This window comes from Kitasatospora viridis (assembly GCF_007829815.1).
Lineage (GTDB): Bacteria > Actinomycetota > Actinomycetes > Streptomycetales > Streptomycetaceae > Kitasatospora > Kitasatospora viridis.
Genome location: NZ_VIWT01000001.1, coordinates 5,182,419 through 5,198,447, shown reverse-complemented (window position 1 = coordinate 5,198,447; position 16,029 = coordinate 5,182,419). Strand labels below are relative to the sequence as shown.

Genomic DNA, 16,029 nt, shown 5'->3' with positions numbered 1-16,029 from the left:
GCGCCCTCACCGGCCCGCGTCGTACGACGCGGCGGGCGGTCCCACGTCAGAAGTCACCGATCAGAAGTCACCGATCAGTAGTCACCGATCAGTAGTCACCGACAGGAAGAGGTTCACCGTGTTCCGCAGGACGATCACCGGTCTGGCCGTCGCCGCCGCCGCAGTGGCCGGCGTGGTGACGGCGGCTCCGGCCCAGGCCGCCACCATCGGCTGCAGCTCCAGGAGCCCGCAGGGCGAGCAGATCTGCGTCACCAGCATTTCCTACAACCGCTCGATCGACGTCAGCACGGTCCACTTCACGCTCTCCGGCCCGTGGACCGACTACCGGGTCTACGCGAACGGCGGGTCCGACCTCTACTACCCGGGCTCCAACACCTACCCCGTGGACGGCCACCTGACCACGTCGTTCTGCGCGTCCGAGGGCACCACCCACTGGTACGCCTGCTCGTGAGTCCCCGGAGGGGCTGCGGGTCGCTCGCCGGCCCCAGCCCCTCCGCACCACCCACCCGTGGCAGATCCGACCCACCGATCCGACGCACCGAGGAGACACCCCCCTTGCCTTCCACCGCACTCCGCCGAACCTCGCTGGCCGCCGCGGCCACCGTCCTCGCCCTGGTCGGCATCGGCGCGACCGCCGGAACGGCCGCCGCCAGCGGCCCCGGCGACGGCTGCGACTACAGCACCACCGTCGGACACGCCCAGTACCTCTACGGCGGGGACACCTACCTCGGCCGGGTCGACCTGGTGTACTCCCCCGGGTGCCGCAAGGTGGTCGCCCACTTCAAGGGCGCGACCGCCTGGATGAACACCCCGGGCGCGTCGGTCGAGCTCCAGGTCATCGACGACGCGCCGGACGGGTCGGTGCTGAGCATGCAGGGCGACCGCGTGTCGTCCAACGCCCACAGCGACGACTACTCCTACGGCGTGAGCATCGACCAGGACTCCCGGACCTTCGGCGCGACGGCCACGGTCGACGGCTGCGTGATCTACAGCGACGACCACGACTTCAACACCGGGGCCAACTCCGGCACCGGCAACACCACCTTCCACTGCTGACCCGGCCGGTCCGGGTGGACGCCGGCGGGCGTCCACCCGGACCGGACCGTCAGGTGCCGGACCGTCAGGCGCCGGACCGTCAGTGCCGGATCGTCAGTGCCGCGCGAAGAAGCGGACGAAGTCCGGGCTGGCCGAGCCGACGCCGGTGACGTCGTCGTAGCCGGGCGCGGTCGTCAGGGTGCTGTCGTGGTCGAGCTGGGAGAGGTAGCTGTCGAAGCTGCCCGGGGTCTGCCAACTCGGCAGGTAGCTCACCACCGGGGGCACCTGGCCGGCCGCAGCGGGCACGATGTCGCGGATCGCCGGGGTGCCGCGCAGCTGGTAGAGCAGCGGGTTGGCGAAGCCGAGCGCGTGGCCCGCGGCCTGGCCGGCGTCCGCTTCGAGGGCCGCGATCAGCGGGGAGGAGCCGCTGGTGCCGGCGCCCAACTCCTCGTGGTAGCTGCCGCCGGGGGTGGTGAAGCCGATCAGCCAGCCGGAGTTGCGGTCGCCGTCGGCGGAGACGTCCGGCAGCTCGCGGTGGGCCGGTGCGGTGCCGCCGCCGGTGGCCAGCGCCCGGGGAACCACGTTCCGCTGGTACCAGGGCTGGCCGATCAGGTTGCTGCGGCCGCCGCCCGAGCCCATGAAGAACTGTCCGGGCGGCGGGGCCAGGTAGCCGGTGCCCTGCGGGTTGATCTGCACCGCGTCGGCGCCCCAGCCGAGTTCGCCGGCCACGTTGCCGTTCTCGCCGATCTCCAGGGTGGTGCCGCCGACGGCGGTGGCCCACTGGTCGGAGGCCGGGAAGATCACCGCGCCGGGGCCGCTGCCGTCCGATCCGTCGCCCTCGTCGCCGGAGGCGTAGTCGAAGCCGATGCCCTCCACGGTGCCCTGCTGGAACATCTGGTCCCAGGCGACGACGGTGGCGGGCGAGTCCTGGTCCTCCCTGGTGGCGAACGAGTCGGTCACCACGTCGGCGAGGTGCTGGTCCACGATCCGGGTGTGGGCGTCCAGGAACGCCGTCGATCCGCCGGCTCCGGTGTCGCAGTCGGCCCCGACGTAGACCACCTTGGCGTCCGGGGCGGCGATGTGGAGCGACTCCACGTCCAGCGGTTCCTCGGGCGCGTCGGCGTAGTGGCCGCAGGTGGCGGCGAAGCGCGGGCCGAAGTTCTCGCTGTACTGGCCCGGTGCGAAGCCGGGGAGGCCGTGGGCGGCGAAGAACCGGTCGGCGTCGGCCTCCATGGTGGGCAGCGCGCCGTCCAGCACCACGGCCACCGTGCGGCCCTTGCCGGTGTACTGGCTGTTCGTCACCCCGTAGGCGTCGCGCAGCTGTTGCGGGGTGTAGCCGCAGACCTGGTCGACGGCGGTGGTGCGGCCGTCGACGGGCGGGATCGCCGAGCTGCTCTGGCCCCACCACTGCGAGCACGGCTGGGCCGCGGCGGCCGGTGCGGGGGTGTCCGCGATGGCGGGGCTCGCGGGGGTCTCGGGGATCGTGGGGTTGGTGTCGTCGAGGCCGAGCACCGTGCTGATGTCGTGGCCGAGCGCGGCCGGCACGGAGATCCCGCCGACCGGGAACGCCAGCGCGGCGGGCTGGCCGGCCTGCCGGGCGTAGCCGTGCACCGTGGTGGCGAAGGCCCGCTGCACCTGATCCACGGTGGCGGTGACCGCCAGGTAGTGGGCGTTGGTGCCGGTGACGTGCATGCCGAAGCCGCTGAGCCAGTCGCCGACCTTCGCCGTCTGGGCCGGGGTGGTGCCGTAGCGCTGGGCGACCTGGGCGGGCGTCAGGTAGTGCGCGTAGGCCGGGTCGGCGGGGTCGGCGACCCGCTCGGCCGCCTCGGCCAGGCCCACCGGGTCCTTGCCGGCCAGGTAGACCCGCAGTGACAGGCCCCAGTCGCCCGGGGCCGCGCCGGTGTCGACCAGCGTTCCCTGGCCCGGGGCCGTGATCCAGCCGGGGACGGGGGACGCCAGCGAGGTGCGCGCCGGGCTCGCGGCGTCGGCGGCCGGTGCCGCCGCGCCGGCCGCGACCAGCGCGGCCGCGGCGGCGGTGGCGGCCAGTCGGCCCGCCCGGGGGCGCCGTGCGGCGGGGGCGTGGGGCGGGGTGGGCAGGGGGATGGTTCGGGGCAAGGTCTCACACTCCGTAGGTGGACCGCGGGGTCGCTGAACCGCAGGTCGGGGCTGTCTCGGCGGCACCTCGCCGCTCAGTGGTAACTCACGTGGCGACCCGGCGGTCCGGTCGCAGCGCCGCGCCACGGGATGGCGGTCCGTCATGCGCTGCGCCGACTCCGGGTGCTGACGCACCGCCACGGACGGCGCGCACCGCGGGCCCGTCGCCGCGCCCCGCCCGCCCGGCGGCCCGGGATGCGCGGGCGCGACGGGCGGGCGCATGCTGGGAGGAGCGCGGCCCGAATGGTTCGGACACGAAGGGGCCGTGCGGGGATTGACGGGGACCGGTTGCGGAAGGGGTACCAGTGGTGGAGCACGCGGAGTACACGGTGCCGCCCGAGCAGGTGGCGAAGGAGCCGGTCGAGGCGCGCGGCGCACAGCGCAGCGACTCCCGACTGGTGGTGGTGCGGCGCGCCGACGGCGCGGTGCGGCACCGGCGGTTCCACGAGATCGACGAGGAACTCCGGCCCGGGGACGTGCTGGTGCTCAACAACTCCCGGGTCCTGCCGTCCGTGCTGCGCGGCCTGGACGGGGCCGGGCGCCCGGTCGTGGTGCAGGTGTACTCGCCGATGGCGGACGGGAGTTGGCACGCCCAGGTGGTGGCCACCGAGCCGGACCGCCGAGCCGGCGAGGAGTTCGCCTTCGACGGCGGGCGGATGACCGGCCGACTGCTGCACTCCGAGGAGCCCGGGGTGTGGCGGATGCTGCTGAGCCCGCCGGAGCCCGAGGCGCTGGAGAAGGTCGCCACGCTCTTCTACCCGCACTACCTCGGCTCCGCGCCCCGCCCCGAGCACTACCAGAACGTCTACGCGAGCCGCCCCGGCGGCATCATGCTGCCCTCCGCCGGGCGGCACTTCACCCTGGCCCTGCTGCGCCGGCTGGCTGAACGGGGCGTCGCGGTCGCGGAGCTGACGCTGGACATCGGCGTCAAGTGGGGCGTGGTGCGCCTCGCCGGCTGGCTGCGCGAGACGGCCGGCGTCACCGAGCCGGTGCTGCCGGCGGACACGGCCCGCACCGCCGCCGACGAACGCGGCAACTTCCCGGGCTGCGAGCACTACGAGGTGCCGATCGAGACGGCCGACCTGATCAACGCCCGCCGCCGGGCCGGCGGCCGGGTGGTGGTCTGCGGCACCACGGTGATGCGCACGCTGGAGACGGTGACCGACGAGGACGGGCGGGTCTGGCCCGGCGACGGCTGGACCCGGTTGATCATCAGCCCGGAGCACCGGTTCCGCTCCTGCGACGCCTTCCTGACCAACCTGCACATGCCGCGCAGCTCCGAGCTCCAGCTCACGTCGAGCCTGGTGGGCGGCGCCCGGCTGCCCGAGGTCTACCGGACCGAGATCGTGCCGAACGGCTACCGGTTCTACGAGTTCGGCGACTCGATGCTGATCGTCTGACCCACCCACCGACTCCCCCGACCCCGATCGATTGCCCCGCGAGAGGAGAACACCATGTCCGAGATGCGCAAGGCCGACCTCTACCAGGTGGACCCGACCGACCTGACCTGGCGCACCAGCAGCTACAGCAAGGACGGCAAGGACTGCGTCGAGGTGGCCGAACTGCCGGGCGGCGCGGTGGCGCTGCGCGATTCCAAGAATCCGCGGCTGACCCCGCTGCGCTTCACGGCCGGCGAGTGGACGGCCTTCGTCGAGGGCGTGCGCGACGGCGAGTTCTGACCGCCGGCACCCCCGGCCCGCCGTCCCCGCCCGGGGGTGGCGGGCCCGCCGCGTCCCCGGCCGCCGGACGCCCCGTCAACTGCCGCCGCACCGGCCGACACCTCGTTGATCTACAGTGCTCGGGTCGGCACACAGCGTGCGAACCGAGGAGGAAAGACCGGGCATGGCGACTGAGACGTTCGAGTTCCAGGTGGAAGCGCGTCAGCTCCTGCAGATGGTGATCCATTCGATCTATTCGAACAAGGACGTGTTCCTGCGCGAGCTGGTCTCCAACGCCTCCGACGCGCTGGACAAGCTGCGACTGGCCGCGCTGCGCGGGGAGGTGACCGGCGCCGACGTCTCCGACCTGCACGTCGAGCTGACGGCCGACCCCGACGCCCGCACCCTCACCGTGCGGGACAACGGCATCGGGATGACCCACGACGAGGTGATCCAGCTCATCGGGACGATCGCCAACTCCGGCACCGCGAAGTTCGTCCAGGAGCTGCAGGGCGCCAAGGACGGCGACCCGACGGCCGCCGAGGGCCTGATCGGCCAGTTCGGCGTCGGCTTCTACTCCAGCTTCATGGTGGCCGACGAGGTGGTGCTGGTCACCCGCAAGGCGGGCGAGGAGTCCGGCACCCGCTGGGCCTCCAGCGGCGAGGGCAGCTACACCCTGGAGGACGTCGAGGACGCGCCGCAGGGCACCTCTGTCACCCTGAAGCTGCGCCCCGCCGACACCGAGGACCAGCTGCACGACTACACCGCGGAATGGAAGATCCGCGAGATCGTCAAGCGCTACTCGGACTTCATCACCTACCCGATCCGGCTGGCCGCCGCGGCTCCGGCGGAGGGCGAGGAGGCGGCCGAGCCGCAGACCCTCAACTCGATGAAGGCGCTCTGGGCGCGCTCCAAGGACGAGGCCACCGAGGAGGAGTACCAGGAGCTCTACCGGCACCTGAGCCACGACTGGACGGCGCCGCTGGAGACCATCCGGCTGCAGGCCGAGGGCACCTTCGAGTTCCAGGCGCTGCTCTTCCTGCCGGCCCGGGCGCCGCACGACCTCTACACCCAGGGCGCGACGCGCGGGATCCAGCTGTACGTGAAGCGGGTCTTCGTGATGGACGACTGCGAAGCCCTGATGCCGCCCTACCTGCGGTTCGTCAAGGGCGTGGTGGACGCGGCCGACCTCTCGCTGAACGTCTCCCGGGAGATCCTCCAGCAGGACCGGCAGATCCAGCTGATCCGCCGTCGGCTGGCCAAGAAGGTGCTCTCCACGGTCAAGGAGCTGCAGGCCAACTCGCCGGAGAAGTACGCCGACTTCTGGCGGGAGTTCGGGCGGGTGCTCAAGGAGGGCCTGCTCGGCGACACCGAGAACCGGGACACCATCCTGGCCGTCTCCTCCTTCGCCTCCACCCACGACCCTGAGAAGCCGACCACGCTCAAGCAGTACCTGGAGCGGATGCCCGAGGGCCAGGAGCACGTCTACTACCTGACCGGCGAGTCCCGGCAGGCGATCGAGCACTCCCCGCACCTGGAGGCCTTCCGGGCCAAGGGCATCGAGGTGCTGCTGCTCACCGACCCGGTGGACGAGGTCTGGGTGGACGCCGTGCCGGCCTTCGAGGGCAAGGAGCTGCGCTCGGTCGCCAAGGGCGAGATCGACCTGGACGCCACCGGCGAGGCCGAGCAGGGCGAGGAGCAGAAGGAGCAGCGCCAGCAGGAGTTCGCCGGGCTGCTGACCTGGATGACCGAGCAGCTGGGCGAGCAGGTCAAGGAGGTGCGGCTCTCCACCCGCCTCACCGTCTCCCCCGCCTGCGTGGTCTCCGACACCCACGACGCCACCCCGGCGCTGGAGGCGATGTACCGTGCGATGGGCCAGGAACTGCCGCACGCCAAGCGGATCCTGGAGCTCAACCCGGGCCACCCGCTGGTCACCGGCCTGAACCGGGCGCACACCGAGCGGGCCGACGACCCGGCCCTGCCGGAGACCGCCGAACTGGTCTACGGCATGGCCCTGCTGGCCGAGGGCGGGCAGCCCGAGGACCCGGCCCGGTTCATCCGGCTGATGGCCGACCGGCTGGCCGGCGCGCTGTAACGACCACGAGGGGGTCCGGACGTGAGGTGGCGCGAGCCCCAGTTCCCGTTCACCAACGGCGAGCACGAGCCGGACCCGCTGGTGCCGGCTCGTCTGGCCCGGGCGATCGCCCGGGCCAGACGAGCCGACCGGAAGCTGTACCGCCGCCGGATCGAGTCCGACCCGCGAGCCGAGCTGGAGGCGCCGCGCAGCCTCCGGCTGGCCGCCCGGCTGACCGAGCGGCAGCGCCGCGACGTGGCACTGCGGCTGCAGCGCGAGCGTGGTGGGCTCGGCTGCCGGGACCACGAGCCCTACATCGCCCACGCGTTGGCCGCGCTGCCGGGCGGCTGGCAGCCGGCGCAGGTGCACCGGCTCTTCGCGTACGCGCTGAGCCGGCTCGACCCGGTCCGGCCGCGTTGCGACTGGCTCGACGCCGCCGAGAGCCTGCTGCTGCCGATGACCGCGCTGCGGGAGCTGCCCGCCGCCGAGCAGCACGCCTTCCAGCCCTACCTGCGCACCGTCGTGGCCGCCTGGCACAGCTGCCTCCGGAGGGAGCACCCGGCCCGGGACCCCGAGGACGAAACGCTTCGGACCGGTGACGAGCGCGCCGCCGCCGAGGTGCGCGCGCTGCTGGTGACCGAGCACGACCCGGATCCGCTGTTGGCCGCCGGCGACCGCTTCACCGTGGCCGTGCGCTGCCTGCTCGGCGCGCGGGTGTACGAGCCGGCCGGCGGGCGGCTGCTCGCGCTGCTGGCCGACCGCCCCGACGGCGAACCCGCCGACCGCTGGCGGGGGCGCGTTCGGGAGTTGGCGCAACTGGCGCCAGGCACCACCGAGTTGCTGGACCTGTTGCTAATTGCCGGGCGGCACGGGGCCCCCGACTGCCGGGCCCACCTGGGGCTGATCGGCCAACCCGCCGCGGAGTCGAGCCATCGCCTGCTCACCGGCGTCGCGCACGCGGTGGGGGTGATCGGTGGCGCCGGACCGGTCGAGCAGCTGACCCGCACCCTGGAGTTCCAACTCGGCGAGTCCCTGGAACCGTTGGCGCGTGGCGCGGCCGCTTTCCAGCTGGCCGGGACCGCCGCGCTGACCGCCCAGGGCGCGCACAGCCAGGTGCAGCGGCTGCTCGCGGCCCGCCAACGGCTCTACCACGGACGGATATCCGCTCCGGTGGGCACGCAGGGCACCGCCGAGCTGGTCATCCGCCCCGATGAGCCGGCGGTCCAGCTGGCCTTCCGCGACCAGCGCGGCCGCGTGGTGCAGCCCTTCCCGTTCCGCTACAACGGCCCGTACGACCACCGGCTGCGCGAACTGGACGTGTTGCGCGACGCCCTGGACCGCTCCGCCCGGCGGTTGCGCGCCGAGGTGCTGGAGCAGCTGTCCGGCACCGCCGACCTCATCACGCAGCCCGCCGCCGACTGGCAGGCGAAGTGGCTGGACGACCCGGCGCTGGTGCTGCTCAGCCGCTCGCTGATCTGGCAGGCCGACACCCCCGCCGGCCCCGTCACCGGCCTGCCGGTGCTGCGCCAGGACGCGGTCACCTGGCAGTTGCGCGGCCTGAAGGCGCAGCGGCACCCGCTGCGGCCGGACTCGCCGGTCCGGCTCTGGCGGCCCGGGCCGGCGGACGAGGCCAAGGTGCTGCGCTGGCGGACCACCCTGACGCGGCTGAAGGTCCGTCAGCCGGTCGCGCAGGTCTGATCCTCAGGACCGGTCCTCGCGCTGTGCCGGCCGCTCCAGCGGCCGCCACAGCGCCCAGCCGCCCATCAGCGCCGCGAACACCAGCATGGCCAGCCCGGCCCAGAGGTTGACGTTCACCCCGCCCGCCTTGGCCCGGTCGGCGGCGCTGGTGGCGAAGGCGCCGAGCAGGCTCAGCACGGCGCCGTAGCAGCCGAACAGCAGGGTGATGATCCAGCGCAGGTCGAACAGCACGACTGCGGCCCTCCTTCGGAATCGTGAGCGGTCACCAGAAGACGGCGCTCAGTGCGACGGCCAGCGCCAGCGCGCCGCCGGCCAGCAGCCCTGGCGAGCGGTACCAGCCGCCGGCGGCCGGCCCGCGCAGCTCCGCCCGCGGCGTCAGCGACCAGACCAGGCCGCGCAGTTCGGCCGCCGGTTTGGGCCGGGTGAGCAGCGAGACCGGCACGCTCACCGCGATGTCCACCAGGAAGGCCGCGCTCGCCGCGACGAAGCTCGGGCCCTGCCCGGACATGTGCAGCACGTGGTGCCGGTTGAGCTGGTCGATGGTCAGCGCCGCCGCCGTGCCGGCCAGCAGACCCCAGCCGCCGGCCATCGGGCTGGCCCGGCGCCAGAACATGCCGAGCAGGAAGGTGGCGAAGAGCGGGGCGTTGAAGAACGAGAACAGGGTCTGCAGGTAGTCCATGATGTTGTTGTAGTCACTGGCGATGAAGGCGGTGCCGACCGCGATCGCGCAGCCGGCCACCGTCGCCACCCGACCCACCCTCAGGTAGTAGCCGTCCGGGCGGCCGGGCGCCACGTACGCCTGCCACAGGTCGTAGGTGAAGACGGTGTTGAAGGAGCTGACGTTGGCCGCCATGCCGGCCATGAAGGCGGCCAGCAGGCCGGTGATCGCCACCCCGAGCATGCCGCTGGGCAGCAGGTCGCGGATCAGCAGCTCGATCGCGTTGTTGTAGGTGACGCCGTTGGCCAGCTTGCCGCCGCTCGCCTTGTAGGCGGCCAGCTCCGGCGAGAGCACGGCGGCGATCATCCCGGGGATCACGATCACCAGCACGATCAGCGCCTTCGGGTAGGCGCCGATCAGCGGGGTGCGGCGGGCCGCCGACATGTCCCGGGCCGCCAGGGCGCGCTGCACCTCGGCGAAGTTGGTGGTCCAGTAGCCGAAGGAGAGCACGAAGCCGAGGCCGAAGACGATGCCGAGCACCGAGAGCGTGGCGTTGGCGATGCCGGTCAGGTTGCTGCCCGGCCAGGAGTGCAGCTGGGCGGCGGCGCCGACCGGGTCGGCGGTGGTGATCGCCCGCTTCAGCCCGTCCCAGCCGCCGACCCGGTGCAGGCCGACCAGGGTGAGCGGCACCAGCATGGCGACGATCACGAAGAACTGCATCACCTCGTTGTAGACCGCCGCCGAGAGGCCGCCGAGCGTGGTGTAGGCCAGCACGATCACCGCGGCGGCCAGCACCGAGGTCCACAGCGGCCAGCCCAGCAGCACGTTGACCACGGTGGCCAGCGCGTACAGGTTGACCCCGGCGATCAGCACCTGGGCCAGCGCGAAGCTCAGCCCGTTGACCAGGTGGGCGAACCGGCCGTAGCGGCGCAGCAGGAACTCGGGCACGCTGCGCACCTTGGAGCCGTAGTAGAACGGCATCATCACCAGGCCGAGGAAGACCATGGCCGGGATCGCGCCGATCCAGTAGTAGTGCACGGTCGGGATGCCGAACTCGGCGCCGTTGGCGGTCATCCCGAAGATCTCCACGGCGCCGAGGTTGGCCGAGATGAAGGCCAGGCCGGTCACCCAGGCGGGCAGTGCCCGGCCGGAGAGGAAGAAGTCCAGGCTGGAGGAGACGGAGCGGCGGGCCATCGTGCCGATGCCGATCACCAGCACGAAGTACAGGGCCAGCAGCAGGTAGTCGACGGGCTGGGCGTCCAGCCGCAGCGCGGCGGCCAGCAGGGATCCGGCCGGCAGGGTTCCGGCCGACAGGGTTCCGGGGAGCGTGGTCACGGCAGGTTCCCCACCTCGGTGGCGAGCGCGACCGGATCACCGGTCGGGCTGGTCGGGTAGCCGCCGGTGCGGTGCGCCCAGTCGTCGTCCGGGGTGAACCAGTCGATCGGGGCGGGGTCCGCGCCGGTGGCCATGGCAGTCTGCAGGCTGCGGAAGTAGGCGTCCCAGCGCGGCGCGTAGACGTCGGCGACCAGGCCGGACCACTCCCGGTTGGCGTAGTCGTGCAGCGGGCCGAGCTCGCTGGGGCCGCGCCCGCCCCAGGTGGTGAGCAGCGAGCGGGCGTCGTACTCCAGCCGGTCGGCCTCGGCCGGGTCGGCGGCCCAGCCGCGGGCGGCGGCGGTCCAGCGGCCGAGCAGGAACCGCGGGTCGGTGGCCAGCAGCCGCTCCAGCAGCGATTCGCCGCGCCGCCACTGGTCCGTCAGCCGGGTGAACTCGATGGTGTCCTGGTCGCGGTAGGCCGCGGCGATCGCGGGCAGCAGGGCCCGGGCCCGGTCGTCGAGGGTCTGCCGGGCCAGCTCCACCAGGTCGTAGCGGTAGGCGTCGGCCACTCTCAACTCGGGTGCCACTTGCAGCAGTTCGGTCAGCGCCCGGCGCACGGTGGCCGGGTCGTAGCGGGCCTCGGCCGGGCTCCAGGCGGCGGCCGAGCCGGCCTCCAGGCTGGGCCGGGCGGCGATCACGCTGTCCTGCGGCTCGCTCCACCGGCCCGAGCCGGTGCCGTACGGGCCCTGGCGCAGCAGCTCCCAGGCGGCCCGGGCGTGCGGGTCGGGCCGGCCGTAGCGCCGGTCGGCGTAGTCGGCGAACCACGCCTGCTGGTCCAACGTTCCTGGCTGCCAGGCGAGTTCGGTGAAGAGCTCGAAGGCGGCCGGGTTGTTGCCGGTGGCCTCCGGCAGCCAGGCCAGCCCGGCCAGCGCACTGCCGGGCCGGTCCCGCCAGCGGGCGAACCGGTCGGCCCAGACGCCGGTGTTGGCGCCGAGCGCGGTGTGGCCGCCGAAGTTGGGGATGCTGCCGAAGGCGCACCGCGCGCCGCCCCACTGGCGTTCGCGGTCCAGGCCGTCGTACCGGTCGGCGACGCCGTCCAGCACCAGCAGGTGGGCCGGGTCGGTACCGGCCAGTTCGGCGGTGGTCGGGTTGTCCTCCCAACCGAGCAGCACCCAGGTCGCGTCGGGGTGGGCCGCCGCCAGGGCCTGTTGGACGGCGCGGGCGGCGGCCGTCACGTCCACCCCGCCGGAGCGGCCGCCCTCGTGCATCGGGTCCATCTTGTAGAGCGTGCTGTCGCCGAACTGCTCGCGCTGGGCGCGGTAGTAGGCGGCGGCGAGCCGGGCGAAGGCGGGGCAGGTCGGGTCCAGCCAGTCGGGGCGGTCGAAGTGCACCCAGTCGCCCTGCGAGACGGTGACCGCGTCCGGGGTGCGCTCGGCGAAGCCGGGCGGCACCGTGCCGAAGTAGCCCGGCAGCACCGGGGTGATCCCCAGCTCGCGCAGCCGCCCGGCCAGCTTTCGGCCCAACGCGGCCCGGGCGTCGAGCAGTTGTTCGCTGACCGGCCCGCCGAAGCCGGCCAGGTTCTGCAGCAGCCACCACGGCTGGTGGGCCGGCGCCGGGATCCAGGCACGCAACTCCTCGGCCCGGTAGCCGAATTGCTTCAGCGCCTGGTAGTAGGGGTACTCGGCGCCGACCGTCAGGTAGACCTCGTTGATGCCGTGCAGCGCCAGCACGTCGATCTCGTGCTGGTAGGCGGCGAAGTCGCGGTAGGGCCCGGAGTAGCCCGCGTCGGTGTCGTTGAGCGCGTACCGGTGCGGCACGGTCGCGGTGCGGGTGGCGGCGCCGCCCGGCACGGCGGGCAGCACGGCGGGCAGGCCGGCCAGGCTGTCGCCGGGCAGGCCGATGTCCACGCCCGCGACCCGCTCCAGGTACCAGCCCGCGCCGGCCAGCAGGTCGGCCGGCCCGTCGGCCCGCACGGTGATCGCCCCGGCCGGGCCGGTCACCGTGTAGCCGTGTGCCGGCCCGCCGGGGAGCAGGGTGAACTGGCGGGCCTGCGCGGCGGGCAGCAGCCGGCCCAGCGCGGCCACCGCCGGGGCCGGGTCGAAGCCCTCCGACGCCCGGGCCGCGCCCGGGCAGAGCGCCGCCAGCAGCACCGCGCAGCACCCGGCCAAGCCGAGCCGACCACCGACCACCGGGAACCCCCAGACTGCCGACCCTGCCCACGAGCGGCCCACCGTAGCCCCCTGACGGCGCGTCACCGCCCAGGCGCGCGCGCCGCGGGGCCGAACGGGGGCCCCGACGGCGCGCCCGCTTGGCGCGGCCCGCCGCCCGTCGCACCGTTGCTGACGACACGTCACGAACGGCACCAGCACGACGGGCAGGGAGGACGGGCCGTGGCTCGGAGCGAGCGGGCCACCGGGCCCGAGGCCTGCTGCCCCCGGCCCCGGCCCACCCTGCTCGACCGCCGCGACGAGTGGCGGGCCCGGCTGGTCGAGGACGGCGTGGCCCGCACCCGGGCCGCCCGCACCCGGCTGGCCGCCTGGCGCCGGGCCGGCCGCCCCGCCCTGCGGCTGCCGCCCGCGGCGCTCGCGGCGCTGGCCTGCCGGACGGCGGCGGGCGGCTGCCGCAGCGCCGGCTGGCTGCTCTACTGGGGGCTCACCCTGGCGGACCGGCTGCGCCGCCCGCTGCGCCGCCGGACCAGCGGGGCGAACGCACCGGGCGGACCTGGCGGACCTGGCGGACCTGGCGGACCGACCATCCGGCACGTCTTCGTGCTGGTGCTGGAGAACCGCTCGTTCGACCACATGCTCGGCGTCTCCACCGGCAGCGTCGCCCCGGACGGCACCCTGCTGCCGGGCGTCGGGGTCGACCCGGTGACCGGCGCCGCGACCACCGTGGACGGCCCGGGCCTCGGGCTCAACACCCACGCCGGCACCGACTACCGGGTGCGGGCGGGCGCCCCGTTCGTGATGCCGGTCGACCCGCCGCACGAGTTCTGCGACGTCCAGCTGCAGCTGGCCGGCACCCCGATCAGCGGGCGCCCGCACGACGACCGCTGCGCCTACCCAGGGGAGTACCCGCCGATCACGCTCGGCGGGTTCGTCCGGAACTACGCCAACGAGGCCGCGGTCAAGGGCAGCGCGGCGGGCCTGGCCGACCTGGGCGCGGTGCTGGCCTGCTTCACCGACCGCCAGGTGCCGGTGCTCAGCGCCCTGGCCCGCGAGTTCGCGCTCTGCGACCGCTGGTTCTCGGCGCTGCCCGGCCCGACCTGGCCGAACCGGTTCTTCCTGCACGCGGCCAGCTCGGCCGGCCTGGACCGCAGCCCGGGCCCGCTGGCCACCGCCGGCTCCAAGCTGGACGGCTACCACTTCGAGCACGGCACCATCTACCAGGCGCTCTCCGCCAAGGGCCTGCCCTGGCGGGTCTACGCGGGCGACGCGCTGCCGCAGGTCTCCGCGCTGGCCGGGATGGACCTGCCGACCCTGCTCACCCGCTACCACCACGTCGACGACCTGGCCGCCCACCTGCGCCGCCCGCACTACGACGCCGCCTACACCTTCGTCGAACCGGCCTACGGCCACGTGCTCACCCACGGCGCCGACTTCCAGGGCGGCAGCAGCCAGCACCCGCTGGACGACGTGACCCGCGGCGAGGCCCTGATCAAGCAGGTCTACGAGGCGATCCGGCAGTCCCCGCACTGGGAGTCCAGCCTGCTGGTGGTCACCTACGACGAGCACGGCGGCTTCTACGACCACGTGCCGCCGCCCACCGCCGTGCCGCCCGGCGACCTGACCGACCCGGCCGAGAACGCGCACGGCTTCCGGTTCGACCGGCAGGGCGTGCGGGTGCCGGCCGTGGTGGTCTCGCCCTGGGTGCCGGACCTGCGCTCCGGCACGCCCGGACAGACCTGCAACCTGGTGGACCACACCCAGTACGACCACGGCTCGCTGCTCGCCACCGTGCAGCAGCTCTTCGGCCTCGACCCGCTCACCCAGCGGGACCGGCACGCCAACCACTTCGCCCACCTGCTCAGCGCGCCCGCGCCGCGCCGCTCCCCGCGCACCCTGCCGCAGCCGGCCGACTCGGGCTTCGTGCCCACCGAGGGGCCGCCGGAGCCCGCCGACCCGGAGCAGCCGCTCGGCCCGACCGCGCGCGGCTTCCTGCAGACCGCCGCGATCCTGCACACCCGGCTGGAGCCCGAGCAGCGCGAGCGGATCCGGCAGCGGGTCGGGGCGATCGGCACGGTCGGCGAGGCCGGCGGCTACCTGGCCGAGGTGCGCGCGAAGCTGGCCGGGCGCGGGGTGCGCCCGGCGGGGGCGCCGAGCGGGGAGGAGACCCGATGAGCACGACCCCGGAGCCGCCGGCAGTCCAGGCGAAGCCACCTGACGGACCGCCACCCACGGCCCCGAAGACCGGTGGTGCGTCGGACTCCGACCGGCAGCGCACCTTGGCCTCGCTGCTGCTGGTGATCGCCTACGGGCTACTGCTGGTCTTCCTGGTCTACTACGCGATGGACCGCAGCACCAAGCTGGCCAGCCTCAGCTCCTACCTGCCCGCGCTGATCTCCGCCCTGCTCGGCCTGGTCACCAACCCGGAGAAGCAGGCCTCCACCCGGCTCTGGGCGCTGATGGTGCTGGCCACCGGCGTCACCGCCGTACTGGCGGGCCTCCAGGTGTTCCTGCACCCGGCCAACGTCGGCGCGCTGCCGGCGCTGATCGCCGCGGTGGCCGCGCTCGGCACGCTCTTCGTCGACTCCAGCTCGCAGACCCACGGGGTCACCTCGAAGCCGTGACGGGCCCTCAGGCAGGATGGTGCGCATGCCCCGCATCCGCACCGCCGCCGCGCTCCTGACCGCGCTGCTCGCCCTGACCGCCTGCGGGCAGCAGCGGCCGGGCCACCCCGGGGCGGCACCCGGGTACTCGGCACCCGCGTCGCCGTCGCCCGCCGCGTCCGCCTCGCTGTGCCCCGGCGAGACGCCCCCTCCCCCGCCGCCCCCGCCGCCGAGCCCGACCGCGACGGACGAGGACGGTGAGCCGATCCTGCCGCCCTCCCCGGAGGCGCCCGCCGCCGGCGCGGAGGTGCCGAACTACCAGGACAACCACCGCTTCCAGGAGCAGCTCCCGCTGACCGGGCCGCAGCGCTGCCAGGGGCTGGCCGAGGCGGCGGCCCTGAAGGCGGCGCTGGAGCGGCTGCGGCAGTCGCACCGGACCACCGCGGACGACCTGCGCGCGCAGCTCGGCTCCCTGGGCTACTCCCCCGACCAGCTCCAGCTGACCTCGGGCACGGCGGACGACCTGGCCTTCACCATCGACCACTCGCCGGTCTGCCTGGACGGCCGGCTGACGCCGCTGCTGAGCGAGGCGGTGCCGTACGCCGGCTACTCCGACTCGACGCACTGCCGGCGCCCGCGCGGCGGGCACTGACACCGGCGGCCACCAGCA

The 16,029-nt window shown here is 74.1% G+C and carries 13 protein-coding genes; 9 read left to right on the top strand and 4 right to left on the bottom strand.

The annotated features are described in order from the left end of the window. Positions 1-118 precede the first annotated feature (118 nt). Both FHX73_RS23440 and FHX73_RS23435 read left to right on the top strand, forming a co-directional pair. Positions 119-451: a hypothetical protein gene (locus FHX73_RS23440; RefSeq protein ID WP_145906886.1), complete on the top strand. Its 333-nt coding sequence runs from the start codon at positions 119-121 to the stop codon at positions 449-451. 104 nt (positions 452-555) lie between these two features. Beyond that, complete coding sequence (locus tag FHX73_RS23435; protein WP_145906885.1) at positions 556-1,056, top strand: hypothetical protein; 501 nt, start codon at positions 556-558, stop codon at positions 1,054-1,056. A 93-nt stretch (positions 1,057-1,149) separates the two neighbouring features. On the opposite strand, the gene FHX73_RS23430 is transcribed toward FHX73_RS23435, so the two are convergent. Next, a complete protein-coding gene (locus FHX73_RS23430; protein ID WP_145906884.1) occupies positions 1,150-3,150 on the bottom strand; it encodes a S53 family peptidase in 2,001 nt (666 codons plus the stop codon). Positions 3,151-3,494: 344 nt separating this feature from the next. On the opposite strand from FHX73_RS23430, the gene FHX73_RS23425 reads away from it, so the two are divergent. From FHX73_RS23425 to FHX73_RS23410, 4 genes are all read left to right on the top strand, one after another. Next, entirely contained in the window at positions 3,495-4,589 is a 1,095-nt protein-coding gene (locus FHX73_RS23425; RefSeq protein WP_145906883.1) for an S-adenosylmethionine:tRNA ribosyltransferase-isomerase, read from the top strand. A 54-nt stretch (positions 4,590-4,643) separates the two neighbouring features. Next, entirely contained in the window at positions 4,644-4,868 is a 225-nt protein-coding gene (locus FHX73_RS23420) for a DUF397 domain-containing protein (protein ID WP_145906882.1), read from the top strand. Between the two features lie 163 nt (positions 4,869-5,031). Continuing rightward, entirely contained in the window at positions 5,032-6,942 is a 1,911-nt protein-coding gene (gene htpG, locus FHX73_RS23415; RefSeq protein WP_145906881.1) for a molecular chaperone HtpG, read from the top strand. Between the two features lie 21 nt (positions 6,943-6,963). Further along, positions 6,964-8,619, top strand: coding sequence for a DUF4132 domain-containing protein (locus FHX73_RS23410; protein WP_145906880.1), 1,656 nt, complete (start codon positions 6,964-6,966; stop codon positions 8,617-8,619). Positions 8,620-8,622: 3 nt separating this feature from the next. Here the strand turns inward: FHX73_RS23410 and FHX73_RS23405 are convergent, their stop codons facing one another. Genes FHX73_RS23405 through FHX73_RS23395 form a run of 3 tightly spaced genes read right to left on the bottom strand, consistent with a single transcriptional unit; the run spans position 8,623 to position 12,780 of the window. After that, the gene (locus FHX73_RS23405) at positions 8,623-8,850 is read right to left on the bottom strand and encodes a hypothetical protein (protein WP_145906879.1); all 228 of its coding nucleotides are present in this window, start codon (positions 8,848-8,850) and stop codon (positions 8,623-8,625) included. Between the two features lie 31 nt (positions 8,851-8,881). After that, positions 8,882-10,612: a sodium:solute symporter family protein gene (locus FHX73_RS23400; RefSeq protein ID WP_425461414.1), complete on the bottom strand. Its 1,731-nt coding sequence runs from the start codon at positions 10,610-10,612 to the stop codon at positions 8,882-8,884. Further along, on the bottom strand, positions 10,609-12,780 hold the full coding sequence (locus FHX73_RS23395) for an alpha-N-acetylglucosaminidase (protein ID WP_145906878.1): 2,172 nt from the start codon (positions 12,778-12,780) through the stop codon (positions 10,609-10,611). The genes FHX73_RS23400 and FHX73_RS23395 overlap by 4 nt, the downstream gene beginning before the upstream one ends. 201 nt (positions 12,781-12,981) lie before the next feature. Here FHX73_RS23395 and FHX73_RS23390 point away from each other — a divergent pair, with 201 nt between their 5' ends. The 3 genes from FHX73_RS23390 to FHX73_RS23380 are packed head-to-tail and all read left to right on the top strand — an operon-like array spanning position 12,982 to position 16,011. Continuing rightward, complete coding sequence (locus FHX73_RS23390; protein WP_211786243.1) at positions 12,982-14,931, top strand: alkaline phosphatase family protein; 1,950 nt, start codon at positions 12,982-12,984, stop codon at positions 14,929-14,931. Then, complete coding sequence (locus FHX73_RS23385; protein WP_145906877.1) at positions 14,928-15,380, top strand: hypothetical protein; 453 nt, start codon at positions 14,928-14,930, stop codon at positions 15,378-15,380. Before FHX73_RS23390 ends, FHX73_RS23385 begins: the two co-directional genes overlap by 4 nt. A 25-nt stretch (positions 15,381-15,405) precedes the next feature. Next, positions 15,406-16,011, top strand: coding sequence for a hypothetical protein (locus tag FHX73_RS23380; protein WP_145906876.1), 606 nt, complete (start codon positions 15,406-15,408; stop codon positions 16,009-16,011). The last annotated feature ends 18 nt before the right edge of the window (positions 16,012-16,029 follow it).